This window comes from Herbaspirillum chlorophenolicum (assembly GCF_001189955.1).
Lineage (GTDB): Bacteria > Pseudomonadota > Gammaproteobacteria > Burkholderiales > Burkholderiaceae_D > Herbaspirillum > Herbaspirillum chlorophenolicum.
Map to the genome: position 1 here is coordinate 141,008 of NZ_LFLT01000001.1, position 25,295 is coordinate 166,302.

Annotated in this window: 22 protein-coding genes and 1 riboswitch; of the genes, 9 read left to right on the top strand and 13 right to left on the bottom strand. The window is 62.9% G+C overall.

What is annotated here, in order from left to right:
• Positions 1 to 75: 75 nt before the first annotated feature.
• From AKL28_RS00660 to AKL28_RS00670, 3 genes are all read right to left on the bottom strand, one after another.
• Positions 76 to 837, bottom strand: coding sequence for a MipA/OmpV family protein (locus AKL28_RS00660; protein WP_050466123.1), 762 nt, complete (start codon positions 835 to 837; stop codon positions 76 to 78).
• A 135-nt stretch (positions 838 to 972) separates the two neighbouring features.
• Complete coding sequence (locus tag AKL28_RS00665; protein ID WP_231602290.1) at positions 973 to 1,872, bottom strand: dienelactone hydrolase family protein; 900 nt, start codon at positions 1,870 to 1,872, stop codon at positions 973 to 975.
• A 108-nt stretch (positions 1,873 to 1,980) separates the two neighbouring features.
• Positions 1,981 to 3,501, bottom strand: coding sequence for a leucyl aminopeptidase (locus tag AKL28_RS00670; protein WP_050466124.1), 1,521 nt, complete (start codon positions 3,499 to 3,501; stop codon positions 1,981 to 1,983).
• Between the two features lie 149 nt (positions 3,502 to 3,650).
• Between AKL28_RS00670 and lptF the strand changes: the two genes are divergently transcribed.
• Genes lptF through AKL28_RS00685 form a run of 3 tightly spaced genes read left to right on the top strand, consistent with a single transcriptional unit; the run spans position 3,651 to position 6,326 of the window.
• Positions 3,651 to 4,781 carry an LPS export ABC transporter permease LptF gene (gene lptF / locus AKL28_RS00675; protein ID WP_050466125.1) on the top strand — a complete coding sequence of 377 codons (1,131 nt, stop codon included), beginning with the start codon at positions 3,651 to 3,653 and terminating at the stop codon, positions 4,779 to 4,781.
• A 1-nt stretch (position 4,782) separates the two neighbouring features.
• Positions 4,783 to 5,916, top strand: a complete 1,134-nt coding sequence (lptG, locus tag AKL28_RS00680) for an LPS export ABC transporter permease LptG (protein ID WP_050466126.1) — start codon at positions 4,783 to 4,785, stop codon at positions 5,914 to 5,916.
• Positions 5,917 to 5,936: 20 nt separating this feature from the next.
• Positions 5,937 to 6,326, top strand: a complete 390-nt coding sequence (locus AKL28_RS00685; RefSeq protein WP_050466127.1) for a sirohydrochlorin chelatase — start codon at positions 5,937 to 5,939, stop codon at positions 6,324 to 6,326.
• Here the strand turns inward: AKL28_RS00685 and AKL28_RS00690 are convergent.
• From AKL28_RS00690 to AKL28_RS00725, 8 genes are all read right to left on the bottom strand, one after another.
• On the bottom strand, positions 6,323 to 6,694 hold the full coding sequence (locus AKL28_RS00690; protein WP_050466128.1) for a tRNA-binding protein: 372 nt from the start codon (positions 6,692 to 6,694) through the stop codon (positions 6,323 to 6,325). The two genes, AKL28_RS00685 and AKL28_RS00690, sit on opposite strands and share 4 nt — an antisense overlap.
• Positions 6,695 to 6,868: 174 nt before the next feature.
• Complete coding sequence (cobA, locus tag AKL28_RS00695) at positions 6,869 to 7,630, bottom strand: uroporphyrinogen-III C-methyltransferase (protein WP_050466129.1); 762 nt, start codon at positions 7,628 to 7,630, stop codon at positions 6,869 to 6,871.
• Between the two features lie 31 nt (positions 7,631 to 7,661).
• Positions 7,662 to 8,996: a sulfate adenylyltransferase subunit 1 gene (locus AKL28_RS00700; protein WP_050466130.1), complete on the bottom strand. Its 1,335-nt coding sequence runs from the start codon at positions 8,994 to 8,996 to the stop codon at positions 7,662 to 7,664.
• Positions 8,996 to 9,931, bottom strand: coding sequence for a sulfate adenylyltransferase subunit CysD (cysD, locus tag AKL28_RS00705; protein WP_050466131.1), 936 nt, complete (start codon positions 9,929 to 9,931; stop codon positions 8,996 to 8,998). Before cysD ends, AKL28_RS00700 begins: the two co-directional genes overlap by 1 nt.
• Before the next feature lie 62 nt (positions 9,932 to 9,993).
• Positions 9,994 to 10,734 carry a phosphoadenylyl-sulfate reductase gene (locus AKL28_RS00710; protein WP_050466293.1) on the bottom strand — a complete coding sequence of 247 codons (741 nt, stop codon included), beginning with the start codon at positions 10,732 to 10,734 and terminating at the stop codon, positions 9,994 to 9,996.
• Positions 10,735 to 10,788: 54 nt separating this feature from the next.
• The gene (locus tag AKL28_RS00715; protein ID WP_050466132.1) at positions 10,789 to 11,316 is read right to left on the bottom strand and encodes a DUF934 domain-containing protein; all 528 of its coding nucleotides are present in this window, start codon (positions 11,314 to 11,316) and stop codon (positions 10,789 to 10,791) included.
• Positions 11,309 to 13,009: a nitrite/sulfite reductase gene (locus tag AKL28_RS00720; RefSeq protein ID WP_050466133.1), complete on the bottom strand. Its 1,701-nt coding sequence runs from the start codon at positions 13,007 to 13,009 to the stop codon at positions 11,309 to 11,311. Before AKL28_RS00720 ends, AKL28_RS00715 begins: the two co-directional genes overlap by 8 nt.
• A 76-nt stretch (positions 13,010 to 13,085) precedes the next feature.
• Entirely contained in the window at positions 13,086 to 13,859 is a 774-nt protein-coding gene (locus AKL28_RS00725) for a sulfite exporter TauE/SafE family protein (RefSeq protein WP_050466134.1), read from the bottom strand.
• Between the two features lie 177 nt (positions 13,860 to 14,036).
• Here AKL28_RS00725 and AKL28_RS00730 point away from each other — a divergent pair, with 177 nt between their 5' ends.
• Entirely contained in the window at positions 14,037 to 14,978 is a 942-nt protein-coding gene (locus tag AKL28_RS00730) for a CysB family HTH-type transcriptional regulator (RefSeq protein ID WP_050466135.1), read from the top strand.
• Positions 14,979 to 15,143: 165 nt separating this feature from the next.
• Positions 15,144 to 16,892, top strand: coding sequence for a chloride channel protein (locus AKL28_RS00735; RefSeq protein WP_231602291.1), 1,749 nt, complete (start codon positions 15,144 to 15,146; stop codon positions 16,890 to 16,892).
• Positions 16,893 to 16,985: 93 nt separating this feature from the next.
• Here the strand turns inward: AKL28_RS00735 and AKL28_RS00740 are convergent, their stop codons facing one another.
• Both AKL28_RS00740 and AKL28_RS00745 read right to left on the bottom strand, forming a co-directional pair.
• The gene (locus tag AKL28_RS00740) at positions 16,986 to 18,854 is read right to left on the bottom strand and encodes a chemotaxis protein CheA (RefSeq protein ID WP_050466136.1); all 1,869 of its coding nucleotides are present in this window, start codon (positions 18,852 to 18,854) and stop codon (positions 16,986 to 16,988) included.
• A complete protein-coding gene (locus AKL28_RS00745) occupies positions 18,854 to 19,585 on the bottom strand; it encodes a protein phosphatase CheZ (RefSeq protein ID WP_050466137.1) in 732 nt (243 codons plus the stop codon). Before AKL28_RS00745 ends, AKL28_RS00740 begins: the two co-directional genes overlap by 1 nt.
• Positions 19,586 to 20,070: 485 nt before the next feature.
• Positions 20,071 to 20,353: riboswitch (cobalamin riboswitch) on the top strand.
• A 78-nt stretch (positions 20,354 to 20,431) separates the two neighbouring features.
• Here AKL28_RS00745 and AKL28_RS00750 point away from each other — a divergent pair.
• The 4 genes from AKL28_RS00750 to AKL28_RS00765 all read left to right on the top strand — a co-directional run bounded on the left by AKL28_RS00750 (position 20,432) and on the right by AKL28_RS00765 (position 25,079).
• Positions 20,432 to 22,426, top strand: coding sequence for a TonB-dependent receptor (locus AKL28_RS00750; RefSeq protein WP_050466138.1), 1,995 nt, complete (start codon positions 20,432 to 20,434; stop codon positions 22,424 to 22,426).
• A gap of 26 nt (positions 22,427 to 22,452) precedes the next feature.
• A complete protein-coding gene (locus AKL28_RS00755; protein WP_050466139.1) occupies positions 22,453 to 23,436 on the top strand; it encodes a FecCD family ABC transporter permease in 984 nt (327 codons plus the stop codon).
• Positions 23,433 to 24,206, top strand: coding sequence for an ABC transporter ATP-binding protein (locus AKL28_RS00760; protein WP_050466140.1), 774 nt, complete (start codon positions 23,433 to 23,435; stop codon positions 24,204 to 24,206). The genes AKL28_RS00755 and AKL28_RS00760 overlap by 4 nt, the downstream gene beginning before the upstream one ends.
• A 261-nt stretch (positions 24,207 to 24,467) precedes the next feature.
• Complete coding sequence (locus AKL28_RS00765) at positions 24,468 to 25,079, top strand: outer membrane protein (RefSeq protein WP_169801844.1); 612 nt, start codon at positions 24,468 to 24,470, stop codon at positions 25,077 to 25,079.
• Positions 25,080 to 25,295: the final 216 nt, after the last annotated feature.

Consider the following 25,295-nt stretch of genomic DNA (forward strand, 5'->3'; position numbering starts at 1 on the left):
TAGGGATGGCAGATGATGAACAGGCGGTTTCACCCATGCGGGCGAAGGCCGCCATCTTACCGTATTCATCGAGGACTATTTGAAGTGGTAATTCAAGGCGACCAGCCCCATGTCTTCGATCTTGTGGTTGAGGATCGGGCTATCGGATGAGCCGCTGCCAAGCCATTTGCGGCGCCAGGTGATATTGACTCGCCAATCGGCATTCACGGGAATATCGGCACTCAGGCCGACAATGGCGTTGTTGGAAGCGCCGGCGTGGTATTCGCGGTAGCCGCTGGCAGCCGACTCTGCCGCGCTTACGCCCAGGAAATAATTGTTGTAGTTGGCGCTGCGGCGTTCCACGCCGATCTGGGGATAGATGCTGACCGGCCCGACATCGACCTGGGCGGCATAGATCGCTTCTGCCAGGGTGCCGTGCGATTGGTTGAAGTCATAGAAGGCGTTCAGGAAAAAAGCGCCGTAAGGCGTCTCCTGGAAGGTGCCGATGCCCAAGGGGATGGGATTGGAACGGCGCCGCAAGCCGCGCTCCGCATTGAAGCCGTCGAAACTGACGCGTGTGGCGAACTCCAGGTAGCCGGCGCCGATCCTGGCGGTCTTGATGCCGAACGTATCCAGGCGGGCGAAGAAGCGTCTGTAATCGAAATAGGCATAAGGCAGCAGGGTGTTGTGGCCGTTCTTGTCGAGCACATTGCGCTCGAGGTGATAGACGCCGGCGCCCAGGTCGCCGACGATGCGATCAGGCAGCGCGGCGCTGTCGATGCCGTCGGGGGCGGTTTGTTGCGCCATGGCGGGTGCGGCGCATAACAAGGCCAGGGTGATCGCGATAGACGTCTTCATTATTTTTCCGGTTGAAGAGACTGCATGAGTCTGGAACATGGCTGTATAGCGCGTCATTGTATCTGGATTGAACCCGGCGGGTTTGTGCGCAATTCCGGTTGCTGAGGTTTGTTTCGCCCGGAAATGCGCAGGGCATTATCGCGATGGCACCTGGTCCATCCAGGGGCCGAGGCGTTCCAGGGTATCCTGGCGCGCCGCGCGATTGGCGTCCAGGCTTTGGCGCTTGCGGCCAGGATCGTCGAAGTCATGCGTGGCGCCGGGATAGGTGGTGACAAGCGGAGGCGGCGTATCGGCAGCGATGCGGGCACGGGCCAGCACGCGTTCGCAATTTGCCGCCGAGACTTCCTCGTCGTCGGCGCCCAGCAGCACTTGCATCGGGCGATCGATGTGCGGCGCTTGCGAGAGCAGGGCGCGTGGGCCGCAGCCGGGATAGAAGGCAAGCGCCGCCGCAAACGCGGGCTTGCCGTCGCCATGCCGCAAGGCCTGGCGATGCATCACGTTCAGTACCGTGCTGGCGCCGTTGGACCAGCCTTGCAGCATGATGCGCGCAGGCGCGACATCGGCGCGCCCGGCCAGATAGGCCAGTGCGCCTTCCGCATCCAGCGGGCGCACATCCAGCTCATTGACGGCGGCGCGTTCGGGGGCACCGTGGGTGTGGCGGCCGAAGCCATGGGCCACGCCGCGCGGGCCGAAGCTGTCGACGTGCAGGGCAAGGTAGCCGCGCCCGGTCCAGTAGCGTGCCCATGCACGATGGCGCAGCGTCAGCGCGCCGGCATCGCAAGGCGAGGCGATGCCGCGGCCGACCAGCGTGCATTGGGCATTGACGTTGGTGGAGTAGGGGCCGCTGCGCCCGTGCAGCATCACGATGGCGGGATGCGGGCCGGGGCCGGCAGGTTCAAAGAGATAGCCGGTCAGCTCGGTCCGGCCGTTGGCGGAGGGAAAGTAGACAGTCTGCGGCAACGCCGCCTCGGCGGCATGCGACGGCGTTGCCGGCAGTAGCGCCAAGCCCAGTACCAGCGCCGCTGAAGCGGACAAGAAAAAAAGCCACCGGCGAGGCGGTGGCTTGCAGTGCTGCCGGTTGTCAGGCGACGCCATCGCATGCGAGGAACAGGGCATGGCTCATGCGAGGCGCGCCGCCGTTCATCAGGCGCGCGACGACTTGCTGCGTGCCTGGTTGAGCAGGTACGTGGTCAGCAGGGGCACCGGACGGCCGCTGGCGCCCTTGGCGGCGCCGCTCTTCCAGGCAGTGCCGGCGATATCCAGGTGAGCCCAGGTGTACTTGCGGGTGAAGCGCTCCAGGAAGCAGGCGGCGGTGACGCTGCCGCCCGGCTGGCCGCCGATGTTGGCGATGTCGGCGAAGTTGGACTTCAGCTGTTCCTGGTAGACATCCTGCACCGGCATGCGCCATGCGGTGTCGCCGGTGGCTCGGCCGGCTGCCAGCAGGTCGTTGGCCAGTTGGTCGTGGGCGTCGTCCTCGCGCGTGAACAGGCCGGAGTTGTGGTGGCCCAAGGCCACGATGCAGGCGCCGGTCAGGGTAGCGATGTCGATCACGGCAGCCGGCTTGAAGCGCTCGACGTAGGTCAGCGCGTCGCACAGGATCAGGCGGCCTTCGGCATCGGTATTGAGCACTTCGATGGTCTGGCCCGACATCGAGGTGACGATATCGCCCGGCTTGGTGGCGCGGCCGGACGGCATGTTTTCGCAGGTCGGGATGACGCCGACCACGTTGAGCTTGAGGCCCAGTTCGGCGATCGCGCGGAAGGTACCCAGCACGGAAGCGGCGCCGCACATGTCGTACTTCATTTCATCCATGTTCAGGCCGGGCTTCAGCGAAATGCCGCCGGTGTCGAAGGTGATGCCCTTGCCCACCAGCACGATCGGCGCATCCTTGCTTTTGCCGCCCATGTGCTTCAAGACGATGAACTTGGGCGGCTCGTCGCTGCCGTTGGTGACAGACAGGAAACTGCCCATCTTCAGCGCTTCGAGCTGCTTGCGGTCCAGCACTTCCACGCCCAGCTTGAATTCCTTGGCCAGCTTCTTGGCCGTGTTGGCCAGGTAAGTCGGGGTGCAGACGTTGCCGGGCAGGTTGCCCAGTTCCTTGGTCAGCGCCATGCCGTTGGCCAGTGCCACGGCTTCGGCCACGGCGGTCTTGGCGGCCGGCGTGTCGGCCAGTGATGTCAAAAAGGTAATTTTCTTCACGCCGGTGGGGGCGGGGTCCTTCTTGCTTTTCAGGGTGTCGGAGCGGTAGACGAAATCGCGGCCGGCCAGCACGACGTTGCGCACGGCCCAGGCCAGGTCGCGGCCCTTGACGCCGGAAAACGGCAGCGCCAGCGCCGCGTCGTCGCAGCCCAGCGTCGCCAGCGTGCGCACCAATGCTTGCGCGGCGGCGGCGAAGTTCTTGTCGGAGATCTCTTCTTCGGCGCCCAGGCCCAGCAGCACGATGCGTTCGGCGGCGATGCCGGTCACGCCGCGCAGCAGCAGGGTCGAGCCGGGTTTGCCGGAAATGTCGCCGGACTTCAGCGCGGCGCTGATCGCACCCAGCTTGTCCAGCGCGGAGGCCGCCTTGGTCAGCTTGCGGTTTTCATGGATGCCGACCACCAATGCGCCAGTCTTGACAGTGGTTACAGCGTTTTTTGCGTCCAATGTTTTTGTGCTAAAGTCCATCGTTCGTCCTTTGTTTGATTTACCCGGCGATTATAGAGCCCATTTCGCTGCCACGTGCGGTGGAGATGCCTCTCGGATACGTAGCATGCCGGGTCGGACAGGATCTTTCTGCATTTACGCCCACCTATTCAACAAGTTCCTGGTTTCGCATGATTTTCCAGCGCGCACTTCGACGCGAATTGACGAGCACCGCAGGTGCCGTCTTCACCACGCTCTTCACCATCACGCTGACCGTGATGCTGATCAAGATCCTCGGCCAGGCCGCAGGCGGCCAGGTCGCGTCGCAGGACGTGATCGCCCTGATCGGTTTCCAGTCGCTCAACTACATGCCGGTGATCCTGGTCCTGACCGGTTTCATTTCGGTGCTGCTGGTCATGACCCGCAGCTACCAGGATTCCGAAATCGTGGTCTGGTTTTCCGCAGGGCTTTCCCTGACGCGCTGGGTCAAGCCGGTGCTGCTGTTCGGCTGGCCCATCGTGGTGCTGGTGGCCGTGCTTTCCTTTGTCGTCACTCCCTGGGCCAACCAGCAGAGCAGCGCATACCGCGAACGTTTTGAAAAACGCGAGGATATCGCGCGGGTCTCTCCCGGCAAGTTCCAGGAGTCGGCCAGCGCCAACCGCATCTTCTTTGTCGAAGGCATTTCCGGCGATGCCGCCAAGGTGCGCAACGTGTTCGTCAATACCATCAACGCTGGCGGAAAGAACAGCGTGGTGGTGGCCAAGGAAGGCGAGACCGTGACCGACAAGGACGGCGAGAAGTTCGTGGTCATGAACAAGGGCCGCCGTTATGACGGCGCCCCCGGCCTGCCGGATTTCCAGATCGTCGACTTCGAGCGTTATGGTCTCCTGATCGGCAACCAGTCGCAGGCTGCCGCCGGCGACCGCTCGGCGCGGGCGATGCAGATGAACGAGCTGCTCGCCAAGAACGACGGCTTCGCCCGCGGCGAATTGCTGTGGCGCATCGCGCTGCCGCTGATGGGGCTTTCCCTGATGCTACTGGCGATTCCGCTGTCCTTCGTCAATCCGCGTGCGGGCCGCTCGCTGGGCCTGCTGGTGGCGCTCTTGCTGTTCGTGGTCTACAGCAACACGGTCAGCGTATTCCAGGCGTCGGTGGCGCAGGGGCGCATGTCCTTCATACTGGCCTGGTGGCCGGTGCATGCGATCGTGGCGCTGCTGATCGTGGGCATGTTCGCACTACGCCTCAACATCAACAGCCGCTATCATCCGGCGGTCATCTGGTCGGCCGTGCGCCGCGCCCTGATCTTCAAGCGCGAGGCCTGACATGAGAGTCATCCAACGTTATTTCAGAACCGAGATCACCCGCTCGGTGCTGTTCGCACTGGCGGCCTTCCTGGCGCTGTTCGCCTTCTTCGAGATGATGGGCCAGCTGGACCAGGTCGGCCGCAACGGCTACCAACTGCAGCAGGCGGTGCTGTATGTGGTGATGGGGCTGCCGGGCAACGTCTATGAACTGATGCCCACGGCGGTGCTGATCGGTACCATCTACACGCTGTCGCAATTGGCGGCGCGCTCCGAGTTCACCATCATGCGCGTGTCCAGCATGTCCACCGGCATGGCTGCGCGCGTGCTGGCGCGCATCGGCATCGGCTTCGCGGTGCTGACGATCGTGTTCGGCGAAATCGTCGCCCCCAAGGCCTCGGAATGGGCCGAGAAGCTCAAGCTGCAGGCCCAGGGCGCCTCGCTGTCGTCGCAGTTTCGTTCGGGCATGTGGGCCAAGGATGTGATCAAGGACAACGGCCTGGAAGGCAACGTCACCGGTAGCCGCTTCATCAACATCCAGGCCATCCAGCCGGACGGCCGCATCGAAGGCGTCAAGCTTTACGAGCTGGACACGGATTTCCACATGGCGCGCATGATCACGGCAACGTCAGGCGACTATGAGGGAAACCATGTCTGGAAACTCTCCGGCGTGGTGCAATCGGACTTCGCCGACGGTAACAAGGACCGCAAGATCACCGAACCGATCAAGACCATCAAGCTGGACAGCATGCAACTGGTGTCGGAAGTGACGCCGGAAATCCTGTCGGTGCTGTTCGCCGATCCGGACCGCATGTCGGCCTACGACCTGCTCGCTTACACCAAGCACCTGGAAGCCAATAACCAGCGTACCGACCGTTACGAGATCGCGTTCTGGAAGAAGATCGTCTATCCCTTGTCCATCTTCGTGATGATGGCGCTGGCGCTGCCGTTCGCCTACCTGCATTTCCGTGCCGGCGGCGTGAGCCTGAAGATTTTCACCGGGATCATGATCGGTGTGTGCTTCCAGCTCATCAACAGCCTGTTTTCGCACCTTGGCCTGCTCAATACCTGGCCGGCCTTTGTGACGGCGGCACTGCCCAGCCTGCTGTTCATGGCGCTGGCCGTCGGCGCGTTGTGGTGGGTTGAACGCAACTAGGCGATACGCCCAAGCCGCCCATGCCTGCCTCCATTGCCCACAGCCTGATCCTGTTCGCGCACGGCGCGCGCGATCCTGCCTGGGCGGCGCCGTTCGAACGCCTTCGGGCGCTGACGCAAGCGGCCTTGCCGGAGGCCAGCGTGCAATTGGCTTTTCTTGAACTGATGCAGCCTGACTTGCCTGCGCTGGCGGCGCAAGAAGTGGCCAAGGGCGTAAACCGGATGACGATCGTTCCGGTTTTCCTTGGGCAGGGCGGGCACGTGCGGCGCGATTTGCCGCAACTGATAGAGCAACTGCGGCAAGCCCATCCGGCCGTGCATATCGACGCGGTCGCCGCCGCCGGCGAAGATGACGCCGTGCTGCAGGCGATTGCCGCTTATTGCGTCAAAGCGGGTTCCCCGCCCGCTTAGAACAGCCGGGCTCCATTGGGTACGGCCTGGTCGGGATTGAACAGCACCACCTCGCCTGCGGCATCCGGAAAGCCCAGCGTCAACACTTCCGACATGAACTTGCCGATCTGGCGCGGCGGGAAGTTCACCACTGCCGCCACCTGGCGACCCACCAACTGCTCAAGCCGGTAATGTGCCGTGATCTGCGCGCTGCTCTGGCGCACGCCGATGCCGGAGCCGAAATCGATCTTCAGTTTGTAGGCAGGCTTGCGCGCTTCGGGAAATGCTTCAGCCGAGATAATGGTGCCGATGCGGATGTCGACCTTGAGGAAAGCATCGAAATCGATGGGATCGGCGGCGGGGGCGTTGGTGTCGTGCAGCAGGTGCATGGCTGGACCTCATAACGGTGAAGCCGCGATGATAGCAATCATTGCTGGCAGCCGGGCAAGTGCGACAGTTTCTATAGGTGGGAGAGCTACGAAAGCCGCTGGGTCCTGACTTTCGTCAGGACGATGGCTGTGGCGTTTTTGGCGAGGGCAATTGCTGCCCAAAGTGAAGCCGCATCAATCGCGATCAGCCAGTGCCGGCCCTATCATCACCAGCACCGGCCCGCTGCAGACTTGCAGCCCGGCTTCCAGGCCTGCCAACTGCAGGTTGTAGATATGTTCATCCGGACGGCTGCAATTTTCCACCACCACCACCGGAGTGCTTGGTGCATAGCCCAGCTCGAGCAGCCGGCGCGCGGTGGCGGTGGCTTCGCGTCCGCCCATGTACTGCACCAGCGTGTCGCCGTTGGGCATGATCACTTCGTTGGGCTGGTCGGGAGCGGTGCTGGAGGTGAACAGTGACACGCTGCGGGCGATGCCGCGCCGGGTCAGCGGGCGTTTGGCAGAAGCCGCGGCCGCCAGGGCGGCGGTGATGCCGGGGACGACTTCGTAGGGGATGCCGTGCGCTTCCAGCGCGCGCATTTCCTCGTCGGCGCGGCCGAACAGCATGGGGTCGCCGCCTTTGAGGCGCACCACGCGGCGGTACTGCTGCGCCGCAGCCACCAGCTTTGCGTTGATCTCCACCTGCGCGGTGGAGCGCTGGCCACTGCGTTTGCCGACCGAAATCTTCACGGCCTGCGGGCATAGCTCAAGGATGTCTTCCGTCACCAGCGCGTCGTGCAGCACGACGTCGGCTTGCGCCAGCAGGCGTGCACCGCGCACAGTCAGCAGGTCGGCGGCGCCGGGGCCGGAACCGATCAGCCACACCCGACCCGGATGTTTCGGGCTGGGGGGAGGGGCGTCGGAGGAGTGTGAAGATGCTGCCGGATCGGTGGCCATGGCCTGGTAATGAATTTGAATCGATGAGAAATCAGTCGATTCGAATCATACCAGCGGCAACTGTCTGGTGCGTCACTTCGTCGATCAGGATGAAGGCGCCGGTGGCGCGGATGGCTTCGTAGCTGTCGGCGGCGATGGGTTGCTGTACGTTCACCGTCACGCGGGCGATGTCGTTGAGCTTCAAGGTGTCGGCCGGGCGGCGTTCCTGGGTGTTGATGTCCAGCAAGGTATCGACCTTGGACACGCGTGCCGCCACCTGCTTGGTGGTGTGCTTGAGCCAGTACTTGCGGCGCAGGTCCAGCGGGTCTTCGGACAGCCAGCAGACGTCGGCGGTGACCGACTTCAGCGCGACTGGTGCCTGGTCGGCCGCAGCCAGCAGGTCGCCGCGCGAGATGTCCAGGTATTCGTCCAGCAGGATGGTGACCGACTGGCCGGCCGAAGCGGTTTCCAGCGAGCCGTCCAGTGTCTGGATTTCCTTCACGGTGGCGCTCTGGCCGCCGGGCAGCACCACCAGCTTGTCGCCGCGGCTGACTCGGCCGGCTTCGATGCGGCCCATGTAGCCGCGGAAGTCATTGGCCTCATGGCCGTTGTGGCGCGCCACCAGTTGCACCGGGAAGCGGAATGGTTCTGCGTGCGCATCTTCGTACACCGACAGCGACTCAAGCAGCTCGATCAGCGTCGGGCCCTTGTACCACGGCATCTTCGCGCTCTCGGCCACGACGTTGTCGCCCACCAGCGCCGACAGCGGGATGGCGTGCACGTCTTTCAGGCCCAGTTGCTGCGCGAACTGCTGGTAAGCGCCGACGATGCGGTTGTAGACGGTTTCGTCATAGTCGACCAGGTCCATCTTGTTGATCGCCACGATCACGTGCTCGATCTGCAGCAGGTGGGCGATGGTCGAGTGGCGCTTGGTCTGGGTCAGCAGTTCCACGCTGCCGTCGTCGCCCAGCTTTACCTTGGAAACGTCCACCAGGATGATCACGGCATCGGCGGTCGAGGCGCCGGTCACCATGTTGCGGGTGTACTGCTCGTGGCCCGGGGTGTCGGCGATGATGAACTTGCGCTTGGGCGTGGCGAAGTAGCGGTAGGCAACGTCGATGGTGATGCCTTGCTCGCGCTCGGCTTCCAGGCCGTCGGTCAGCAGCGATAGGTCGACCGTGTCGCCCACGGTGCGCTTGTGCTTGGCGCGCGAGATGGCATCCAGCTGGTCGGCGAAGATGCCCTTGCTGTCGAACAGCAGGCGGCCGATCAGCGTGCTCTTGCCGTCGTCCACGGAACCGGCGGTGATGAAACGCAGCAGGCCGCGCTCATGCGGCTGCACGGCAGAGGCATTGTTCAATTGTTCTTGTGTCACTGCGGCGTTCATCAGAAATATCCTTCCTTCTTGCGTTTTTCCATCGAGGCTTCGGACGTCTGGTCGTCCATGCGGGTGGCGCCGCGCTCGGTAATCTGGGTCACCGCTGTTTCGGCGATGATGGCTGCAACCGTTGCGGCATCGGACGCCACCGGGCAGGTGCAGGAGATGTCGCCCACGGTGCGGAAGCGCACGACCTGTTTTTCCACGGTCTCGCCTTCGCGCGCCGGCGTCAGGTCGGTCAGCGGTACCAGCAGGCCGTTGCGCGGGATCACTTCGCGTTCGTGCGCGAAGTAGATCGGCGGCAGCGCCAGCTTCTCGCGGGCGATGTATTGCCATACGTCCAGCTCGGTCCAGTTGGAGATCGGGAACACGCGCATGTTCTCGCCCGGATGCACGCGGGTGTTATACAGGTCCCACAGTTCGGGGCGCTGGGCCTTGGGGTTCCATTGGCCGAATTCGTCGCGGAAGGAGAAGATGCGTTCCTTGGCGCGCGCCTTTTCCTCGTCGCGCCGCGCGCCGCCGATACAGGCGTCGAACTTGAATTCCTCGATGGTTTCCAGCAGCGTCACCGCTTGCGCGGCGTTGCGCGAATCGGTTTGCGGGTTGCGCAGGCGCACGGTGCCGCGCCTGATCGAGTCTTCCACCGAACGCACCACCAGGCGCTCGCCCAGTTCGGCAGCACGGCGGTCGCGGAATTCGATCACTTCCTGGAAATTGTGGCCGGTATCGATGTGCACCAGCGGGAACGGGAACTTGCCGGGGCGGAAGGCCTTTTCGGCGATGCGCAGCAGCACTACCGAATCCTTGCCGCCGGAGAACAGCAGGGCAGGGTTGCTGCACTCGGCCGCGACCTCGCGCATGATGTGGATCGCTTCCGATTCCAGCCAGTCCAGGTGGCGGTTGCTGGCGTTGTCCAAAAAGAGTTTGTCTACCGCAGTGTTCATGCCGGGCCTTCCGATGCTTGCTTGTTGTTGCGTTGTTTGATTGTGTTGCCGGATTCAGGAGCTCATGCCGGCGCGTGCGCCTTGATGCGCACCAGCTTGCCGTCCACCACGTGCAGGCCGCATTCCTTGGAATCCGGATTTTCCCACCACCAGCGGCCGGCGCGGATGTCTTCGCCGGGCTGGATGGCACGAGTACAGGGTTCGCAGCCGATCGACGGGTAGCCCTGGTCGTGCAGCGGGTTGTAGGGCACGTCGTTGGCACGGATGTAGTCCCACACGTCCTGCTCGGACCAGTCGGCCAGCGGGTTGAATTTCTCCATGCCGTGCGCCCCATGTGATTCATCGCGCTCCTGCACGTGCAGTTCGGCACGGGTGACCGACTGCGCGCGGCGCTGGCCGGTGATCCAGGAAGCCTTGCCGGCCAGGGCGCGGTTCAGCGGTTCCATCTTGCGGATGCGGCAGCATTCCTTGCGCAGCTCGACGCTGTCGTAGAAGGCGTTCAGGCCGTGGTTCTTGACGTAGGCTTCGATCGCTTCAGGTTGCGGGCGATAAGGCGTGACGTCGTAATCGTAGGTTTCGCGGATGCGGTCCAGCATGCCCAGGGTTTCCTTGTGCAGGCGGCCGGTTTCCAGCGTGAAGATGCCGATCTTGTCCTGCAGCTTGCCGCGCAGGATCAGGTCGGTCAGCACCATGTCTTCGGCCGCGAGGCTGGAGGCGAATACGGCCGGGGCATATTGCGCGGCGATGGTGTCCAGCGTCGCTTGGGTTTTTGCGATGAGATCCTGCAAAGCCTGGTTCGACATGATGTTGCCTTTTTCTTCAATGCTGCCGGTGACTGGTGTCACCGGCGGTTTGCTTCAGTCCGCGGTTTGCACCGCTTCGCGTTTGACGCGGCGAAACAGCGGGTTCTTCTCGTCCCACGAGGTCTGGTACTTCTCGGAGAAGTCGGTCAGGCCCTTGACGGCGTCGTGGATGTTCTTGTCGGCACGCACGGCGAAGGCATCGAAGCCCACGCGCTGCATGTAGAACAACTGGTCGCGCAGCACGTCGCCGACCGCGCGCAGCTCGCCGGTATAGCCCAGGCGCGCACGCAGGTTGTAGGCGATCGAGTAGCCGCGGCCGTCGGCAAACTTGGGGAAGTCCACCGCCACCACCTTGAACTGGGCCAGTTCGCCCTTGAGCTCTTCGGCGCGTTCGTCGCTGGCGAACCAGACACCGATGTCGGGGCGGTTCTTGAGCGTGTCGCGCTGCGCCTGCCAGGTCTTGAGCGGGACGATGACTTTCCCTTCCGGGACGGTCACGGTTTCCGCAGCTTCACCTTCAGCCAGGCGCAGGATGTTCCAGTCGTCGGCGACGACGGTCTTGTTCTTGATGATGTCAGGCATTGGCGTCTTCTCCTGCGAGATAGTCGGCCGACGTTGCGATCGGCGTTGCGTAAACGAATTCCTTGAATGGGGCGACGCCGATGCGGCGCACGGTATCGATGAAGAGTTCATCTTCGGTGCGCTGCTTCACGTACACCTGCAGCAGCCGATCGATCACGGTGGGCATCTGCTGCGCCGAGAACGAAGGGCCGATGATTTTGCCGATCGACGAGGTGTTGCCCTGTGCGCCGCCCAGCGAGACCTGGTACCACTCGGAGCCGTCCTTGTCGACGCCCAGGATGCCGATGTTGCCGACGTGGTGGTGGCCGCAGGCGTTGATGCAGCCCGAGATGTTCAGTTCGATGTCGCCGATGTCGTGCTGGTAGTCGATGTCTTCGAACTTCTCGGCAATCGCCTGGGCGATCGGGATCGACTTGGCGTTGGCCAGCGAGCAGAAGTCGCCGCCGGGGCAGCAGATGATGTCGGTCAGCAGGCCGATGTTGGGCGTGGCCAGGCCGTGCGACTTGGCCAGTTTCCACAGCGTGTACAGCTCGGACTGCTTGACGTCGGCCAGCACCAGGTTTTGCTCGTGCGTCACGCGCAGTTCGCCGAAGCTGTACTGGTCGGCCAGGTCGGCCGCGAAATTCATCTGGTCGGCGGTGATGTCGCCCGGCGGCACGCCCGGCTTCTTCAGCGACAGGATCACGGCGGCGTAGCCGGGGACCTTGTGCGCCTTGACGTTGCGCAGCAGCCAGTTGGCGAAGCCGCGGTCTTCCGCTTTTAGGCGTTCGAATTCGGCGTCCACTGCCGGCAGGGTTTCGTAGGCGGGCGGCACGAAGTATTGCGCCACGCGCTGCAGTTCTTCCTCGGTCAGGGTCGACGGGCCGTCCTTGATTTCGGCCCATTCCGCTTCCACCTGGCGCGCGAACTCTTCAGGGCCGATGGCCTTGACCAGGATCTTGATGCGCGCCTTGTAGATGTTGTCGCGGCGGCCGTACTGGTTGTACACGCGCAGGATCGCTTCCAGGTAGGACATCGCGTGGTGCCAGGGCAGGAACTCGCGGATCACGCTGCCGAGGATAGGCGTGCGGCCCATGCCGCCGCCCACCAGCACGCGGAAGCCCACTTCGCCGGCCTCGTTCTTGACCACGTGCAGGCCGATGTCGTGCACGGCGGTGGCGGCGCGGTCTTCCTTGGCGCCGCTGATGGCGATCTTGAACTTGCGCGGCAGGTAGGCGAACTCGGGGTGGAAGGTGCTCCACTCGCGGATCAGTTCAGCGTACGGGCGCGGATCGACGATTTCGTCGGCGGCCACGCCGGCCAGCTCGTCGGAAGTGGTGTTGCGGATGCAGTTGCCGGAAGTCTGGATGGCATGCATCTCGACGCTGGCCAGTTCGGCCAGGATGTCGGGGGACTCTTCCAGCTTGATCCAGTTGAACTGGATGTTCTGGCGGGTGGTGAAGTGGCCGTAGCCGCGGTCGTTCTTGACGGCGATCTCGGCGAACTTGCGCAACTGCTTGGAGGCCAGCATGCCGTAGGGAATGGCAATGCGCAGCATGTAGGCATGGCGTTGCAGGTAGAGGCCGTTCTGCAGGCGCAGGATACGGAACTCGTCTTCTACCAGCTCGTCCGACAGGCGCCGGCGCACCTGGTCTCGATATTGTGCAACTCGCTCTTTGACGATCTGGTGATCGTATTGGTCATAGCGGTACATCTTGTATAAGTCCCTGTTAACGTCTTATTGAGGCTGCGCCTTCACGTCCGGCGCCGCCCCGCATTGAAAAACCAGCCTACCAAATCAGCTTCACGGCGACGCTCGTCAGCGTAATCGCCAGCAGGCCACGCAAGAATTTCTCCGGCACCGCGCGCGCCGCGAGCGAACCGAGTGTGATGCCCGGGAGCGAGCCCAAGAGCAGTGTTGCCAACAATTCCCAGTTGATCGAACCCAACCACCAGTGGCCCAGGGCAGCGATCGCGGTCAGCGGCACCGCGTAGGCGATGTCGGTGCCCGCGATTTCCGCCGGCGACAGGCGGGGGTAGAGCAAGACCAGCAGGGTCGCGCCGACGGCACCGGCGCCGATCGAGGAGATCGTCACCAGCGTACCGAGTACGGCGCCGGCGATGATGGTCGCATTGCACAAGTCGGCGCCTTGCAACTGGCGCTCCGGATGGGCATTGAGCCACCCTTGCAGTTTACCCTTGAACAGCAGGGCGATCACGGTGAGGAATACCGAGATGGCGATCGAATAACGGATGACCAGGCTGATGCCGTCGCTGACGGCGCCGAAATGTTTCAGCAGCAGCGTGGTTGCCAGCGCGGCAGGCAGGGCGCCGTAGGACAGGCGGCGCACGATGTCCCAGCGTACCGTGCCCTTGAAGCGGTGGGCCAGGGTGCCGGCGGTCTTGGTGGCCGAGGCAAAGGCCAGGTCAGTGCCGACTGCGACACTGGGATGGATGCCAAACAGCAAGGTCAGGAGCGGGGTCATGAGCGAGCCGCCGCCGACGCCGGTCAGCCCGACCAGCAGTCCCACAGCAAATCCGCTCACTACATAAGAAACAGTCATAACACCTCGCCCATTAGTCTGCGAATCGTAATAAACTTATGTTTCAAACCAAACTACATAGTATTTATTTGCTTATATACGCCTTTGGCATATGCAAATGAGGCGGCTGAGCGCATGAGCGCGCGTCGCCCGGCAAATAAGCGGTGATGGCCGCCAGGTAGTCAGCGAGGGCATTTCATGAATCTTCATCAATTCCGTTTCGTGCGCGAAGCGGTACGCCAGAATTTCAATCTGACCGAGGCGGCCAAGGCCTTGTATACCTCGCAGCCGGGCGTCTCCAAGGCCATCATCGAGCTGGAAGAGGAACTTGGCGTGGATATCTTCACCCGCCACGGCAAGCGCATCCGCGGCCTGACCGAGCCCGGCCGCGCCGTGCTGCGTTCGGTGGAGCTGATTATGCAGGAAGTCGATGGCTTGAAACGCATCGGCAAGGAATTCGCCGCCCACGACAGCGGCAGTTTCACCATCGCCACTACCCACACCCAGGCGCGCTATACGCTACCCAAGGTGGTGCAGGCCTTTACCCAGAAATACCCGAAGGTGCGCCTGTCGTTGCTACAGGGAAATCCCAAGCAGATCACCGAGATGGTCCGCAACGACCAGGCCGACATCGCCATCGCCACCGAAGCGCTGGCTTCGGGTGAAGGGCTGGTTTCGTTGCCGTGCTACCAGTGGGAGCACGTGGTGGTGGTACCGCCAGAGCATCCGCTGCTGCAATCCAAGAACCTGACGCTGGAAGAGATCGCGGCCTATCCGCTGATTACTTACGATTCGGCCTTCAGCGGCCGCAGCAAGATCGATCACGCTTTTTCGCTGCGGGATCTCAAGCCCGATGTGGTGCTGGAGGCAATCGATGCCGACGTCATCAAGACGTATGTCGAGCTGGGTATGGGCGTGGGCATCATCGCCGGCATCGCCTTCGATGCCGAACGCGACCGCGGCTTGCGTTCGATCCCGGTCGGCCATCTGTTCGGCACCAACGTCTCGCGCGTGGCCCTGAAGCAGGGGGCTTACCTGCGCGGCTATGTCTACACGTTCATCGAATTGCTCACGCCCACCCTGAACCGCAAGCTGATCTCGCAGGTAATGGAAGGCGAGAAGGCCATGTACGAGCTGTAAGAGCCTGTTCAGCGGCCATCCATGTGTAATGAAAGACGCTGGGGCCCGGCGTTGGGCCGTCACTAAATAAACACAGCATCAAGGCTTAGCGGCCATCAGTTGATACAGCGCTGTAAGTCGCCGTGCCTGTGGGCATGGCGGCGGCAAGAAGAGGGAAATTGACCAATGAGGAAAGTATGGGCAGCGGCATCACGGCCGCAGCGCCATTTGCGCCGTTTGTGGCTGCAATATGGAATCCTGTGGACGGGGGCGGTGGTCACCGGCCTGGTGGCGGTGATGTATGCGCGCCTGATCGATTTCGGCTTCGAACTGTTCCAGGGCATGCAAAGCCGCCACCACTGGTTGCCGCTGTTGCTCACGCCGGCCATGGGCGCGCTGTGCGTCTGGCTGACGCGCAAGTATTTTCCCGGCTCGGAAGGCAGCGGCATCCCGCAGGTGATCGCTTCCCTGGCTGAGCAGGGCGAGCACACTTCCAAACTGGCGCGCAAGCTGCTGACCGTGCGCATCGTGGTGGGCAAGATCGGCATTTCTTTCCTCGGCATTTTCTCCGGTTTCACTATCGGTCGCGAAGGCCCGACGGTGCAGGTGGGCGCGGCGCTGATGTACAACATGCGCCGCTTTTACCCGCGCCCGAGCGCCATCCTGGAGAAACGCCTGATCCTGGCGGGCGCCGCCGCGGGGTTGGCGGCCGCCTTCAATACCCCGCTGGCCGGTATCGTGTTCGCCATCGAGGAGCTCTCGCGCAGTTTCGAGCAGCGCGCCAGCGGCGTGGTGATCACCACCATCATCTTTGCCGGCGTGGTGGCCCTGGGCCTGACCGGCAACTACACCTATTTCGGCACCATCACTGCGGGCGTCGACAGCGCGCGCGAGGTGATCGTGGCGGTGATCCTGTGCGGTCTGCTGATGGGCGCGGCCGGTGGTTGCTTCTGCTGGCTGCTGCTCAATACGCAGAAATGGATTCCGGCATCGCTGTTGCGCCTGCGCACGGAGCGTCCGGTCGTTTTCGGCGCGCTGTGCGGCCTGTTGGTGGCAGTCATCGGCGTGGTCGCGGGCGGCGCTACCTTTGGCAGCGGCTATGTTGAAGCCAAGGGCTTGCTCACCGGGCAGCAGGAGTTGTCGGGCATTTATCCGCTGGCCAAGATGGCGTCGATGGTGGGTTCCTACCTGCCGGGCACCCCCGGCGGCATTTTCGCGCCATCGTTGTCCATTGGCGCCGGTTTCGGCAATTTGCTGCACATGCTGTTTGGCGACATCTCGTTGCCGGTGCTGATCGCGCTGGCCATGGTCGGCTATCTGGCGGCGGTGACGCAGTCGCCGATCACTTCCTTCGTGATCGTGATGGAAATGATCAACGGCCATGCGCTGGTGATCTCCTTGATGGCCACCGCTTTGCTGGCCAGCCGCGTGTCGCGCTTCTTCGCACCGCCGCTGTATGAAGCGCTGTCGGAGCGTTACTCGCACAAGCCCCACAACGTTGTGCCGACGCCGGCGCCAACACCACCAACACCCGCAGTCGAACCGGCATCTGCATCTGCTCCGGCAGTTGTGCCGGAAGTAGAGGTGCCTACGCCGCAAGCTGCAGATTCAGTGCCCGGTGTACTGCAAAGCGAAGAACCGGACGTGCAATTGGCAGTGGCAGCACAGGCCGAACCGCAAGTGCAGATCCCACCGCAAGCGCCGGTTGCCAGCGTTCCTGAGTCGTCCTCAAGCGCCGATGAAAAGGTAGCGCCCGGCAAGCCGAAGCAAAAGCGCAAGCGGCAGGAGGCAAGAACAGAGCAACCGTCTGCGGCAGTTGTGCAGGCAGCTCCGCCGGCCCGTGCAGATGTTGCGCCTCCAGCGGAAGCCAGGCCGCAGTCGCCCAGGCAAGCCAGGAAGGTCTATCGCCAAGGCGACCTGTTCGACGAGATGTGACAGGAACCGCCAGCGGCAGCCATCCAATAAAAAACGGCCGGGTCTGTGAAGACCCGGCCGTTTTGTTTGGTGCTGAAGACGCGTATTGGCCTGTCAGACTTGCGCCACCGCCGAACGCTCGGTGTCGTTGCAGCCATCCAGCAGGAAGGACAGGCCCACCACCAGCACCAGTTCGCCTTCGGCCGAGCGGGCCGTGCCGGTGATGCCGTTGGTATGGATGGCCGTCAGCGGCTTGATCACCAGGTCGGCCGTGCCTTCCACCGATTCCACACCGAGGATGTAGGGATGGGGCACTGCCATGACGACGCCCACGCGTTCATTGCCCGGTTCGTAGCCCAGCACGCCGGCCAGCGAATGCACCGGCAGCGGGCGGCCCTGGTCGCGCAGCACCGGTGCACCGCCGACTTCGTCGAAGGTTTCCGGCAGTTCGACCACGCGCTCCACCACCGCCATCGGCAGTGCCAGCGGCGCGCCGGCGCAGCGCACCAGCATGGTCGGGATGATCGACAGTTCGATCGGCAGGCGGATCGAGAACTTGGTGCCCTTGCCGATGGTCGAGTCGATGCGGATGGTGCCGCGATGCTTTTCCACGGCGGTCTTGACCACGTCCATGCCGACGCCGCGTCCGGACACGCTGGAAGCCACTTCCTTGGTCGAGAAGCCGGGCAGGAACACCAGTTGCAGCGCCTCGTCGGTGGTCAGCGCCTGATGCTCGGTGATCAGGCCCTTGGCCAGCGCCTTGTTGCGCAGCATATCGGGGTCCATGCCCTTGCCGTCGTCGAACACTTCGATCATGACGCTGCTGCCGGCTTGCCAGGCGTGCAGTGAGATGGTCGACTTGCTCGGCTTGCCGGCGGCGGCACGGTCGACTTCGATACCGTGGTCCAGCGAGTTGCGCAGCATGTGCACCAGCGGGTCGTAGAGGCTGTCCACCACCACGCGGTCCACTTCGGTTTCGGCGCCGGTAATGACCAGGTCGACATCCTTGCCGAGGTCCTTGGCCAGTTCGCGCACCAGGCGGGGGAATTTCTGGAACAGGCGGCCGACCGGCTGCATGCGGGTTGACAGCGTGGCGCGCTGCAGTTCGCTGGAATAGCGCGAGGCACGACCCAGCGTCTCGGCCAGAGTCGACATCAGCGCACCGGCAGTGCCTTCGAATTTGAATTGCTGCAGTTTTTCCAGCAGCACAGCGGCCTGGTTGGCTGCCTGCACCGATTCGCCAGCCACTTCCAGCAGGGCATCCAGCTTGCCGGCATCGATACGGATGCTTTCTTCCTTGGCGTTGTCCGAGGCGCGGCGGTTCTGCTGTTGAGCCGGGGCTGCCGCGGCAGGCTTGGCTTCGCCGCCGGCTTCTGCGACAGGCGCAGCAGCCGGGACTTCCGAGACGGCGGTTGCAGCCGGTGCGCTGGTTGCAGGCGCGCCGGTAGCGGTGCCGGTCACTGCCTGGTACATCGATTCCCAATCCAGCTGGCCGTCTTTCATGACGCTGGCGCCGTTGGCCTCGGCACTACCGGCAGGGGCAGCAGCAAGAGCCGGCGCTGCGGCAGGCGCGGCAGCAGCGACAGGCGCCTCGCCCTTGCCTTCGATGGCTTGGGTCAGGATGCCTTCGAGGTCCGACGGCATCGACGCCAGGCTGTCGGGCGCGGCGCCGTTGGAGAGCTCGTTCAATTGGTCGGCCACAAAGCCGCTGGCTTGCAGTGCGGCTTCGATCGCCAGCGGCGTGACCGGCGCCTTGCCGGTGCGCAGCGCGTCGAACAGGTTTTCCGTGAGGTGGCAGGCCGACACCATGGCGGGCAGGTTCACGAACCCGGCGCCGCCTTTGATGGTGTGGAATGCGCGGAAAACCGCGTTGAGGATTTCCAGATCGTCAGGATGCCGTTCGAGCGTCAGCAGATGCTCTTCCACGTTGGAGGCGAGCTCCAACGCTTCAACGACAAAGTCCTTGAGCATTTCGTCATCCATTAGAACCCCAGGCTATCGAGTAAATCGTCCACGTCATTTTGAACCATGGCGGCGCCAGGAGCGGCGGGGCCATTGAGCAGGGAAACCGGTTTTTCCGCTTCGATCTGCGCACGCACTTCAGGCGGCGCGTTGTCGCGCAGCAACTGCGCCAGTTCGCGTTCGGCGACGGCGGTGATGCCCACGATCTTCTTGATCAACTGGCCGGTGATGTCCTGGAAATCCTGGGCCATCATGATTTCCAGCATGCGGGCCTTTTCCGCTTCGGTCGATTCCAGCACCGCAGTGGAGAACTTCTGCGAGTCGCCGGCCAACTGCTTGAATTCGTCGATGCTCATCTGGCCTGCATACAGCCTGGCCCAGCGCTCGTTGATGTTCTTGGCATGTTCCTGCAGGCGGTCTTGCGCGGGCATGCCGGAGTCCAGCGCATTGAGCACCTTGTTGGCGGCCTGCTCGGTGAGGGTGGCGACGTGCTCCAGGCGGCCTTGCGCATCGCCGATCTGGGCGGCCACATCGGTGAGCGAGCGGTCGTAGCCCAACTCACGCATGGAGTCGTGCAGCAGGCGGACAATGCCGCCCAGACGTTCGTACATCGGCTTGTCGGACTGGTCTTCCGCCACGGCCGGTTGCGCATTGCTTGCGGCAGCGGCAGGGGCCGCGCTGGTAACCGAGGTCGGCAGCGCCTGTGCGGAAATTTCGTCGAACAATGCTTCCAAATCAACGTCGTCGCTCATGATTTCTGGTTCTCCCTACAAATTTGGTGCACTTCCATGTTGCCCGCTCCGGCAGATCAAACGGGTCGTCCTTTGAAGCTGCGCTTCATGCCTGAACCGCCTGGCCCGGTTTTCCGGCAGGGTATTCAATGCTTATCGGCGCAAGCCATCGGAGTCTGAAGGCCGCACAGGCCACGACAGCGATTCGGCAGCAGCGTCGGGCGGTACAGGCTGTCGCCGGACCGACCCACGTTACCAGATGGCTGAGTATAGGACGCGTGCCAGCCATGCCATCGGCTAAACAGCGAGTGAAATCCCCCATTTGTTCCCGTTTCTCCGGCGTTTCGGGTCCCCTTGACCCGGCCATGTCAGCGACATTTTTCCATTCTTTTGCGACGTCGCGTCAGATTTTAACGAGCTTTTTCCTAAAAGCAATCCTTGGCCTTCGTTTGCCATGATTTTCATCATAGATCGTGCATAACCTTGTTGCCCAGGGTTTGTCGCGCTTACAATTGCGCGGTTTTGGTGCCCGCTGGCGCGTCCGCGCCGGCAGTTAAACGGGAAACACACATTGGCGCATGCCGGATGCCTGCATCCGTATTGTCGAAAATGTAACGTGTGCTGCCCCCGCAACGGTAATCAGGCGCCGGCCCCCGGATGCTCATGCATCAGGCAACACAGGGCCGGCCATCCATCTCCAAGCCACTGTGCTCACAGCGCGAGCTGCAGCATGGGAAGGCCGATGGTGCCGCCTGAAGCCCGGATACCGGCCAAGACAGGAGGCGATCGTGGACAGGTTCGTCACGGTTTCCGTGGAATTCGGCTTGCGGGGAGGCAGGCCGGAGAATTCATATTGATAGATCCCTCATGACGCAATACCAATTCCATCCGCGCCGCAAGGCCGGTAAGCCGGCCGCCATCCGTGCCGCCGTTTCGTTCACCTTGTCCGCGTTGGCCGCATGGGGCTACACCCCGGCGCATGCCCAGACCAGCGGCAATGCCGTTGCCGACAGCACATTGGCACCGGTGGTAGTGTCGGCCTCGCGTTTTCCGAACGATCCGGCATTTCCGCCGATAGCTGCTACTGTCATCACCGCCGAGCAGATCCGCGAGGCCGGGATCGACAATGCCAATGAGGCGATCCGCAAGCTGGGTGGCGTCTATGGCCGCCAAAGCTCGGCCGGCCCCAACGACTTTCCGCTGGACTTGCGCGGCTTCGGCACCAACGGCGACCTGAACATGGTGGTGCTGGTGGACGGCGTGCGCATTTCCGAAAATGAATTGACGACGCCGCTGCTGTCCTCGATCCCGATCGAGACCATCGAACGTATCGAAATCGTGCGCGGCGGCAGTAGCGTACTGTACGGCAGCGGCGCTACCGGCGGCACCATCCAGATCATCACCAAGCGTCCGCAAGCCAATGCCGGTCACGGTTCCGTCGTCGCCGAAGTCGGCACCGACGGCCAGCGCGCTGGGCGCGCCTTTGTCGCCCGCGGCTGGGACAACATGTCGATCGACGCCAGCTACGCCAAGGCGCATAACGATAATTACCGCGACAATACCAAGTCCAACCAGGAAAATTTCAGCACCACGGTGCAATGGTTCGCCAGCGACTGGCGCTTCGGTTTGCGCGCCAATATCGCGCGCGCCGATTACGGTTTGGCTGGCGGGCTTTCGCTGGCACAGTTCAACGCCAATCCGCGCCAGGCGAAAACGCCGCTCGACTACGGTTCGTATGACAACGACAGCATCACGGCCTTCCTGGAACGCCGTTTCGGCGCTTTCGACGTCGCGGCTGAACTGTCGCACCGTGAAAAGATCGCGCGCGCCAATTACGTCAGTTCGGCCACCACGCTACAGACCAATGTGCGCAATACGCAATTCTCGCCGCGCATTCGCCACGTGCTGGAAGCCGGGCGGATCAAGAACGAGCTGATTGCCGGGATCGACCTTGCCGAATGGAACCTCAATACTGTCGCTTCTTATGGCAATAGCGATGCTGCCCAGCGCTCCAAGGCGTTTTACCTGCGCGACGAGATCGAGTTCGACAAGAACGCCCGCATCGCCGCTGGCGTGCGCCGCGAGATCTTCACGCAAAGCAGCGTATCGAGCGTCTACGGGATGAACAGCGGCGTCAATGCCTGGGACCTGCAGGCTAGCTACGCATTGGTGCCTTCGTTGCGCGCGTTCGCCAAGACCGGGCAAAGCTACCGCCTGGCGACGGCCGATGAGAACGGCTTCAATGGCTTGCCGACCGGCCAGATCCTCAAGCCGCAGGTATCGCATGACCTGGAGATCGGTGCGACCTGGGGCTCGGCGGATCGCCAACTGACGGCCAAATGGTTCCGCCACCGTGTGCGCGACGAAATCTACTACGATCCAACCGGTGGTGCTTTCGGCTTCGGCGCCAACTCCAATCTTGATCCGACCAAGCATCAGGGTGTGGAACTCGAAGGCAAGTTGCGCGTGACCGAGGCTGTTACCGTCAGCGCCACTTACCAGCACGTCGAAGCCAAGTTCACCGAAGGCGTGAATGCGGGCAAGGAATTGGCGCTGGTCCCACGCAACATGCTGTCCACCCGGGTCAATTGGAAATCAGGCAACCAGAGTGCCGACGCCGGCATAAGGTGGGTCGACAGCCAGCGCTATGGCAGTGATTTCTCCAATACCTGCGCGGCGCGCATACCGTCCTACACCACACTGGATGCCCGTTATGCGATCCGAGTGAATGCCTGGGAGTTCGCGCTGACCGGCACCAACCTGGCCGGCCGCGATTACTACTCGCAAGCCTTCTCGTGCCAGGGCAGCATCTATCCGGAAAATGGCCGGGCGGTAAAATTCACCGCCCGTTACGACTTCTGATGATGCACTCCTGACCGCTATCGCCGATGCGACGTTACCTCTGGCCGTTATCTGCCTTGCTGCTGCTGGCGCTACTGGCGCTGGCTGCCGCCGCCTTGTGCGGCAGCAGCGGCTGCCTGCGTCCATCGGCATCGGCCGATACGGTGTCCTTGCTGCTATCGCTGCGTGTGCCGCGCGCGCTGACCGCCTTCGCGGTGGGCGCGCTGCTGGCCCTGGCCGGCGCGCTGATGCAGGTGCTGTTGCGAAACCCGCTGGCCGACCCTTATGTACTGGGATTGTCGGGCGGGGCGGCTGCCGGTGCCTTGCTGTCCATGCTGGCGGCGTTGTACTTCGGCTTGCCGCCGAGCCTGGTCACCGCACCCGGCGCGTTGCTGGGGGCGGCGCTGGCGGTGCTGCTGCTGTTCGGGCTGGTGCGCCAGTCGCTGCGGCATCTGGCCTTGTCGCCGCTGTTGTCGAGCCAGCGCCTGTTGCTGACGGGAGTGATGCTGGCTGCAGGCTTCGGCGCCATCATTTCCCTTTCTTTATCGATCGCTCCCGATTCGCAGTTGCGCGGTATGGTGTTCTGGCTGATCGGCGATCTGGATGATGCGCGCCTGCTGCCGCTGGCGGCGGGCGTACTGCTGCTGGCGCTGCTGTGGGCGGTGCGCCATGCGCCGGCGCTGAACCTGCTGGCGCGCGGGGACAGTTTCGCCCAGCTGTTGGGCGTGCCGGTCTTGCGCCTGCGCGTGATGACGCTCTGCGCGGCGTCGGCGGCCACGGCGGCAGCTGTCGCCATGGCAGGCACCATCGGTTTCGTCGGCTTGGTGGTGCCGCATACTTTGCGCCTTCTGGTCGGTAACGACCAGCGCCTGTTGTTGCCGGCATCGGTGCTGGCCGGCGGTGCGATGTTGACGCTGGCCGACCTGGCTGCGCGTACCGTGGTCGCCCCGACGCAATTGCCGGTGGGTGTCATCACGGCGCTGGTCGGGGTGCCGGTGTTTTTGTGGCTGCTGGCGCGGAGCCGGATGTGAGCGCCGGCGACATCGTGCTGCAGGCGCGGCAGTTGTCCTTGCGCGTGCCGGGGCGGAACTTGCTGGAAGGTTTCGACTGGCAGGTGCGCGCGGGCGAATTCTGGTGCGTACTGGGCCGTAACGGCATCGGCAAGAGCAGCCTGCTTCATGCTGCGGCAGGTTTGCTGCGGCCGGCCCAGGGCGATTTCATCTTATGCGGTTCGCCGTTGACTTCGCTGTCTGCCATGCAAATGGCGCAGCGTCGCGGCTTGTTGCTGCAACAGCAGCATGATGCGTTTTCAATGGCGGTGGTCGAGGCCGTGATGGCAGGGCGGTTCTCCAGCGGCGGCTGGGCCGATGAAGCGGAGAAGCGCGGCGCGGCATTGCAGGCACTTGCACGCGTCGGGTTGGCGCACCTGTCACAGGCCGATTTGCTCAAACTGTCCGGCGGCGAACGCCAGCGTGTGGGCCTGGCGACCTTGCTGGTGCAGGCGCCGCGGCTTTACCTGCTGGACGAGCCGACCTCGCACCAGGACATTGCCGCCCAGTTGGAGGTGATGGCGTTGCTGCGTTCTCTTGCTGAAGAAGGCAATGCGGTGGTGGCCAGTTGCCACGACATCAACCTTGCGCGCCGTTTTGCCAGTCATGTGCTGTTGCTGGGAGAGCGGACCAGCCAGGGCACGGTCGCCGAGGTCATGCGCACCGATATGTTGGAGGAAGCCTTCGGTTGTCGCTTTCGCAGCGTGGATGTCGGCGGCAGTGAATTGTTCGTGTCGGAAGCAGGGCGCTAGGCCGTAATTGCGGCATGGAAAGGAAATCAAAAGGGTTTTGACGTTCGCTTCATCCGACTTTGGGGCGCTCTTTTGAAAGTATGGAGAAATCCACGAAATTGCAGGGCCCGCGGGGGCTGGCGGCAGATACCTTCTTATGATCTGCACCGGACTTCATCGAAGCGTCCGTCATGGCATGCGATGAAGCTCTGGGTCACAGCGCTGTCTTCCATGGCGATGTCGGCCTTGTCGAAACCCTCCGTAGATTTCCTGTCACCATCCATGAAAAAACACGTACTGATGACCGCCGGCGCCATGCTGGCAATGGCTGCCGTCTCTGCTTCCGCGCAAGCCGTCAAGTCCAATCAAGGCGTCTATGTCGGCCTTGAAGGAGGCTATGCCAATGCGACTTCCCTGAGTTCCGTCCGCGGTGAACGCACTACCTCCGAAACCAGGAATGCCGGCTTCGTCCGCGCTGCGCTGGGCTATCAGTTCACGCCCAACTGGGCGCTGGAACTCGGCTACTTCGGCACCGGCGACTTCAAGCGTAACGGTACCGATGGCGTGAACCGCTATCATGACAAATACAAGGCATCCGGCGCCGATTTTGCCGGCGTCTACAAATTCACGGAAGGTGTTCCCGGTTTGTACCTGAAGGCAGGCTTGAGCTATGCGGAAGTATCGGGCGACCGCGTCAGAACCACCGCCGGCGTCAAGACTGGCAGCGGGTCGGCGTCGACATCGGGTACGGGTTATCTGTTGGGCCTGGGCTACGAATATGACATCACCAAGAACTGGAGCGCCTCGGCTAACTACACCCGCTATCAGCGCGTGGGCAGCGCCACCGACGTGAATGCCAACGTGTTGAGTGCCGGCCTGAAATATCGTTTCTAATCCGTCCCGACGACAAGAGAGATCCCTCCCGTGTGGAGGGATTTTTTCGTTCTGGCGCTGCTGATGCAGTGTTCTTGCTTCGTCCAACTGCTTGCATGCTTCCGCGACTGCTAGCTGTAGGAGGTCGGCGAAAATTGTCCCGCTGGTGTATCACTTGTACAGGATCTCGTGGGCGGCTGTGAAAAAAATCACACACAAAACTTTACCTTTATTTAC

Excerpts from the sequence above, each read along its gene's own strand:
- AKL28_RS00660 (WP_050466123.1), bottom strand. The coding sequence starts at position 837 with ATGAAGACGTCTATCGCGATCACCCTGGCCTTGTTATGCGCCGCACCC.
- AKL28_RS00670 (WP_050466124.1), bottom strand. The coding sequence starts at position 3,501 with ATGGACTTTAGCACAAAAACATTGGACGCAAAAAACGCTGTAACCACT.
- lptF (WP_050466125.1), top strand. The coding sequence starts at position 3,651 with ATGATTTTCCAGCGCGCACTTCGACGCGAATTGACGAGCACCGCAGGT.
- lptG (WP_050466126.1), top strand. The coding sequence starts at position 4,783 with ATGAGAGTCATCCAACGTTATTTCAGAACCGAGATCACCCGCTCGGTG.
- AKL28_RS00685 (WP_050466127.1), top strand. The coding sequence starts at position 5,937 with ATGCCTGCCTCCATTGCCCACAGCCTGATCCTGTTCGCGCACGGCGCG.
- AKL28_RS00690 (WP_050466128.1), bottom strand. The coding sequence starts at position 6,694 with ATGCACCTGCTGCACGACACCAACGCCCCCGCCGCCGATCCCATCGAT.
- cobA (WP_050466129.1), bottom strand. The coding sequence starts at position 7,630 with ATGGCCACCGATCCGGCAGCATCTTCACACTCCTCCGACGCCCCTCCC.
- AKL28_RS00700 (WP_050466130.1), bottom strand. The coding sequence starts at position 8,996 with ATGAACGCCGCAGTGACACAAGAACAATTGAACAATGCCTCTGCCGTG.
- cysD (WP_050466131.1), bottom strand. The coding sequence starts at position 9,931 with ATGAACACTGCGGTAGACAAACTCTTTTTGGACAACGCCAGCAACCGC.
- AKL28_RS00710 (WP_050466293.1), bottom strand. The coding sequence starts at position 10,734 with ATGTCGAACCAGGCTTTGCAGGATCTCATCGCAAAAACCCAAGCGACG.
- AKL28_RS00715 (WP_050466132.1), bottom strand. The coding sequence starts at position 11,316 with ATGCCTGACATCATCAAGAACAAGACCGTCGTCGCCGACGACTGGAAC.
- AKL28_RS00720 (WP_050466133.1), bottom strand. The coding sequence starts at position 13,009 with ATGTACCGCTATGACCAATACGATCACCAGATCGTCAAAGAGCGAGTT.
- AKL28_RS00725 (WP_050466134.1), bottom strand. The coding sequence starts at position 13,859 with ATGACTGTTTCTTATGTAGTGAGCGGATTTGCTGTGGGACTGCTGGTC.
- AKL28_RS00730 (WP_050466135.1), top strand. The coding sequence starts at position 14,037 with ATGAATCTTCATCAATTCCGTTTCGTGCGCGAAGCGGTACGCCAGAAT.
- AKL28_RS00735 (WP_231602291.1), top strand. The coding sequence starts at position 15,144 with ATGAGGAAAGTATGGGCAGCGGCATCACGGCCGCAGCGCCATTTGCGC.
- AKL28_RS00740 (WP_050466136.1), bottom strand. The coding sequence starts at position 18,854 with ATGGATGACGAAATGCTCAAGGACTTTGTCGTTGAAGCGTTGGAGCTC.
- AKL28_RS00745 (WP_050466137.1), bottom strand. The coding sequence starts at position 19,585 with ATGAGCGACGACGTTGATTTGGAAGCATTGTTCGACGAAATTTCCGCA.
- AKL28_RS00750 (WP_050466138.1), top strand. The coding sequence starts at position 20,432 with ATGACGCAATACCAATTCCATCCGCGCCGCAAGGCCGGTAAGCCGGCC.
- AKL28_RS00755 (WP_050466139.1), top strand. The coding sequence starts at position 22,453 with ATGCGACGTTACCTCTGGCCGTTATCTGCCTTGCTGCTGCTGGCGCTA.
- AKL28_RS00765 (WP_169801844.1), top strand. The coding sequence starts at position 24,468 with ATGAAAAAACACGTACTGATGACCGCCGGCGCCATGCTGGCAATGGCT.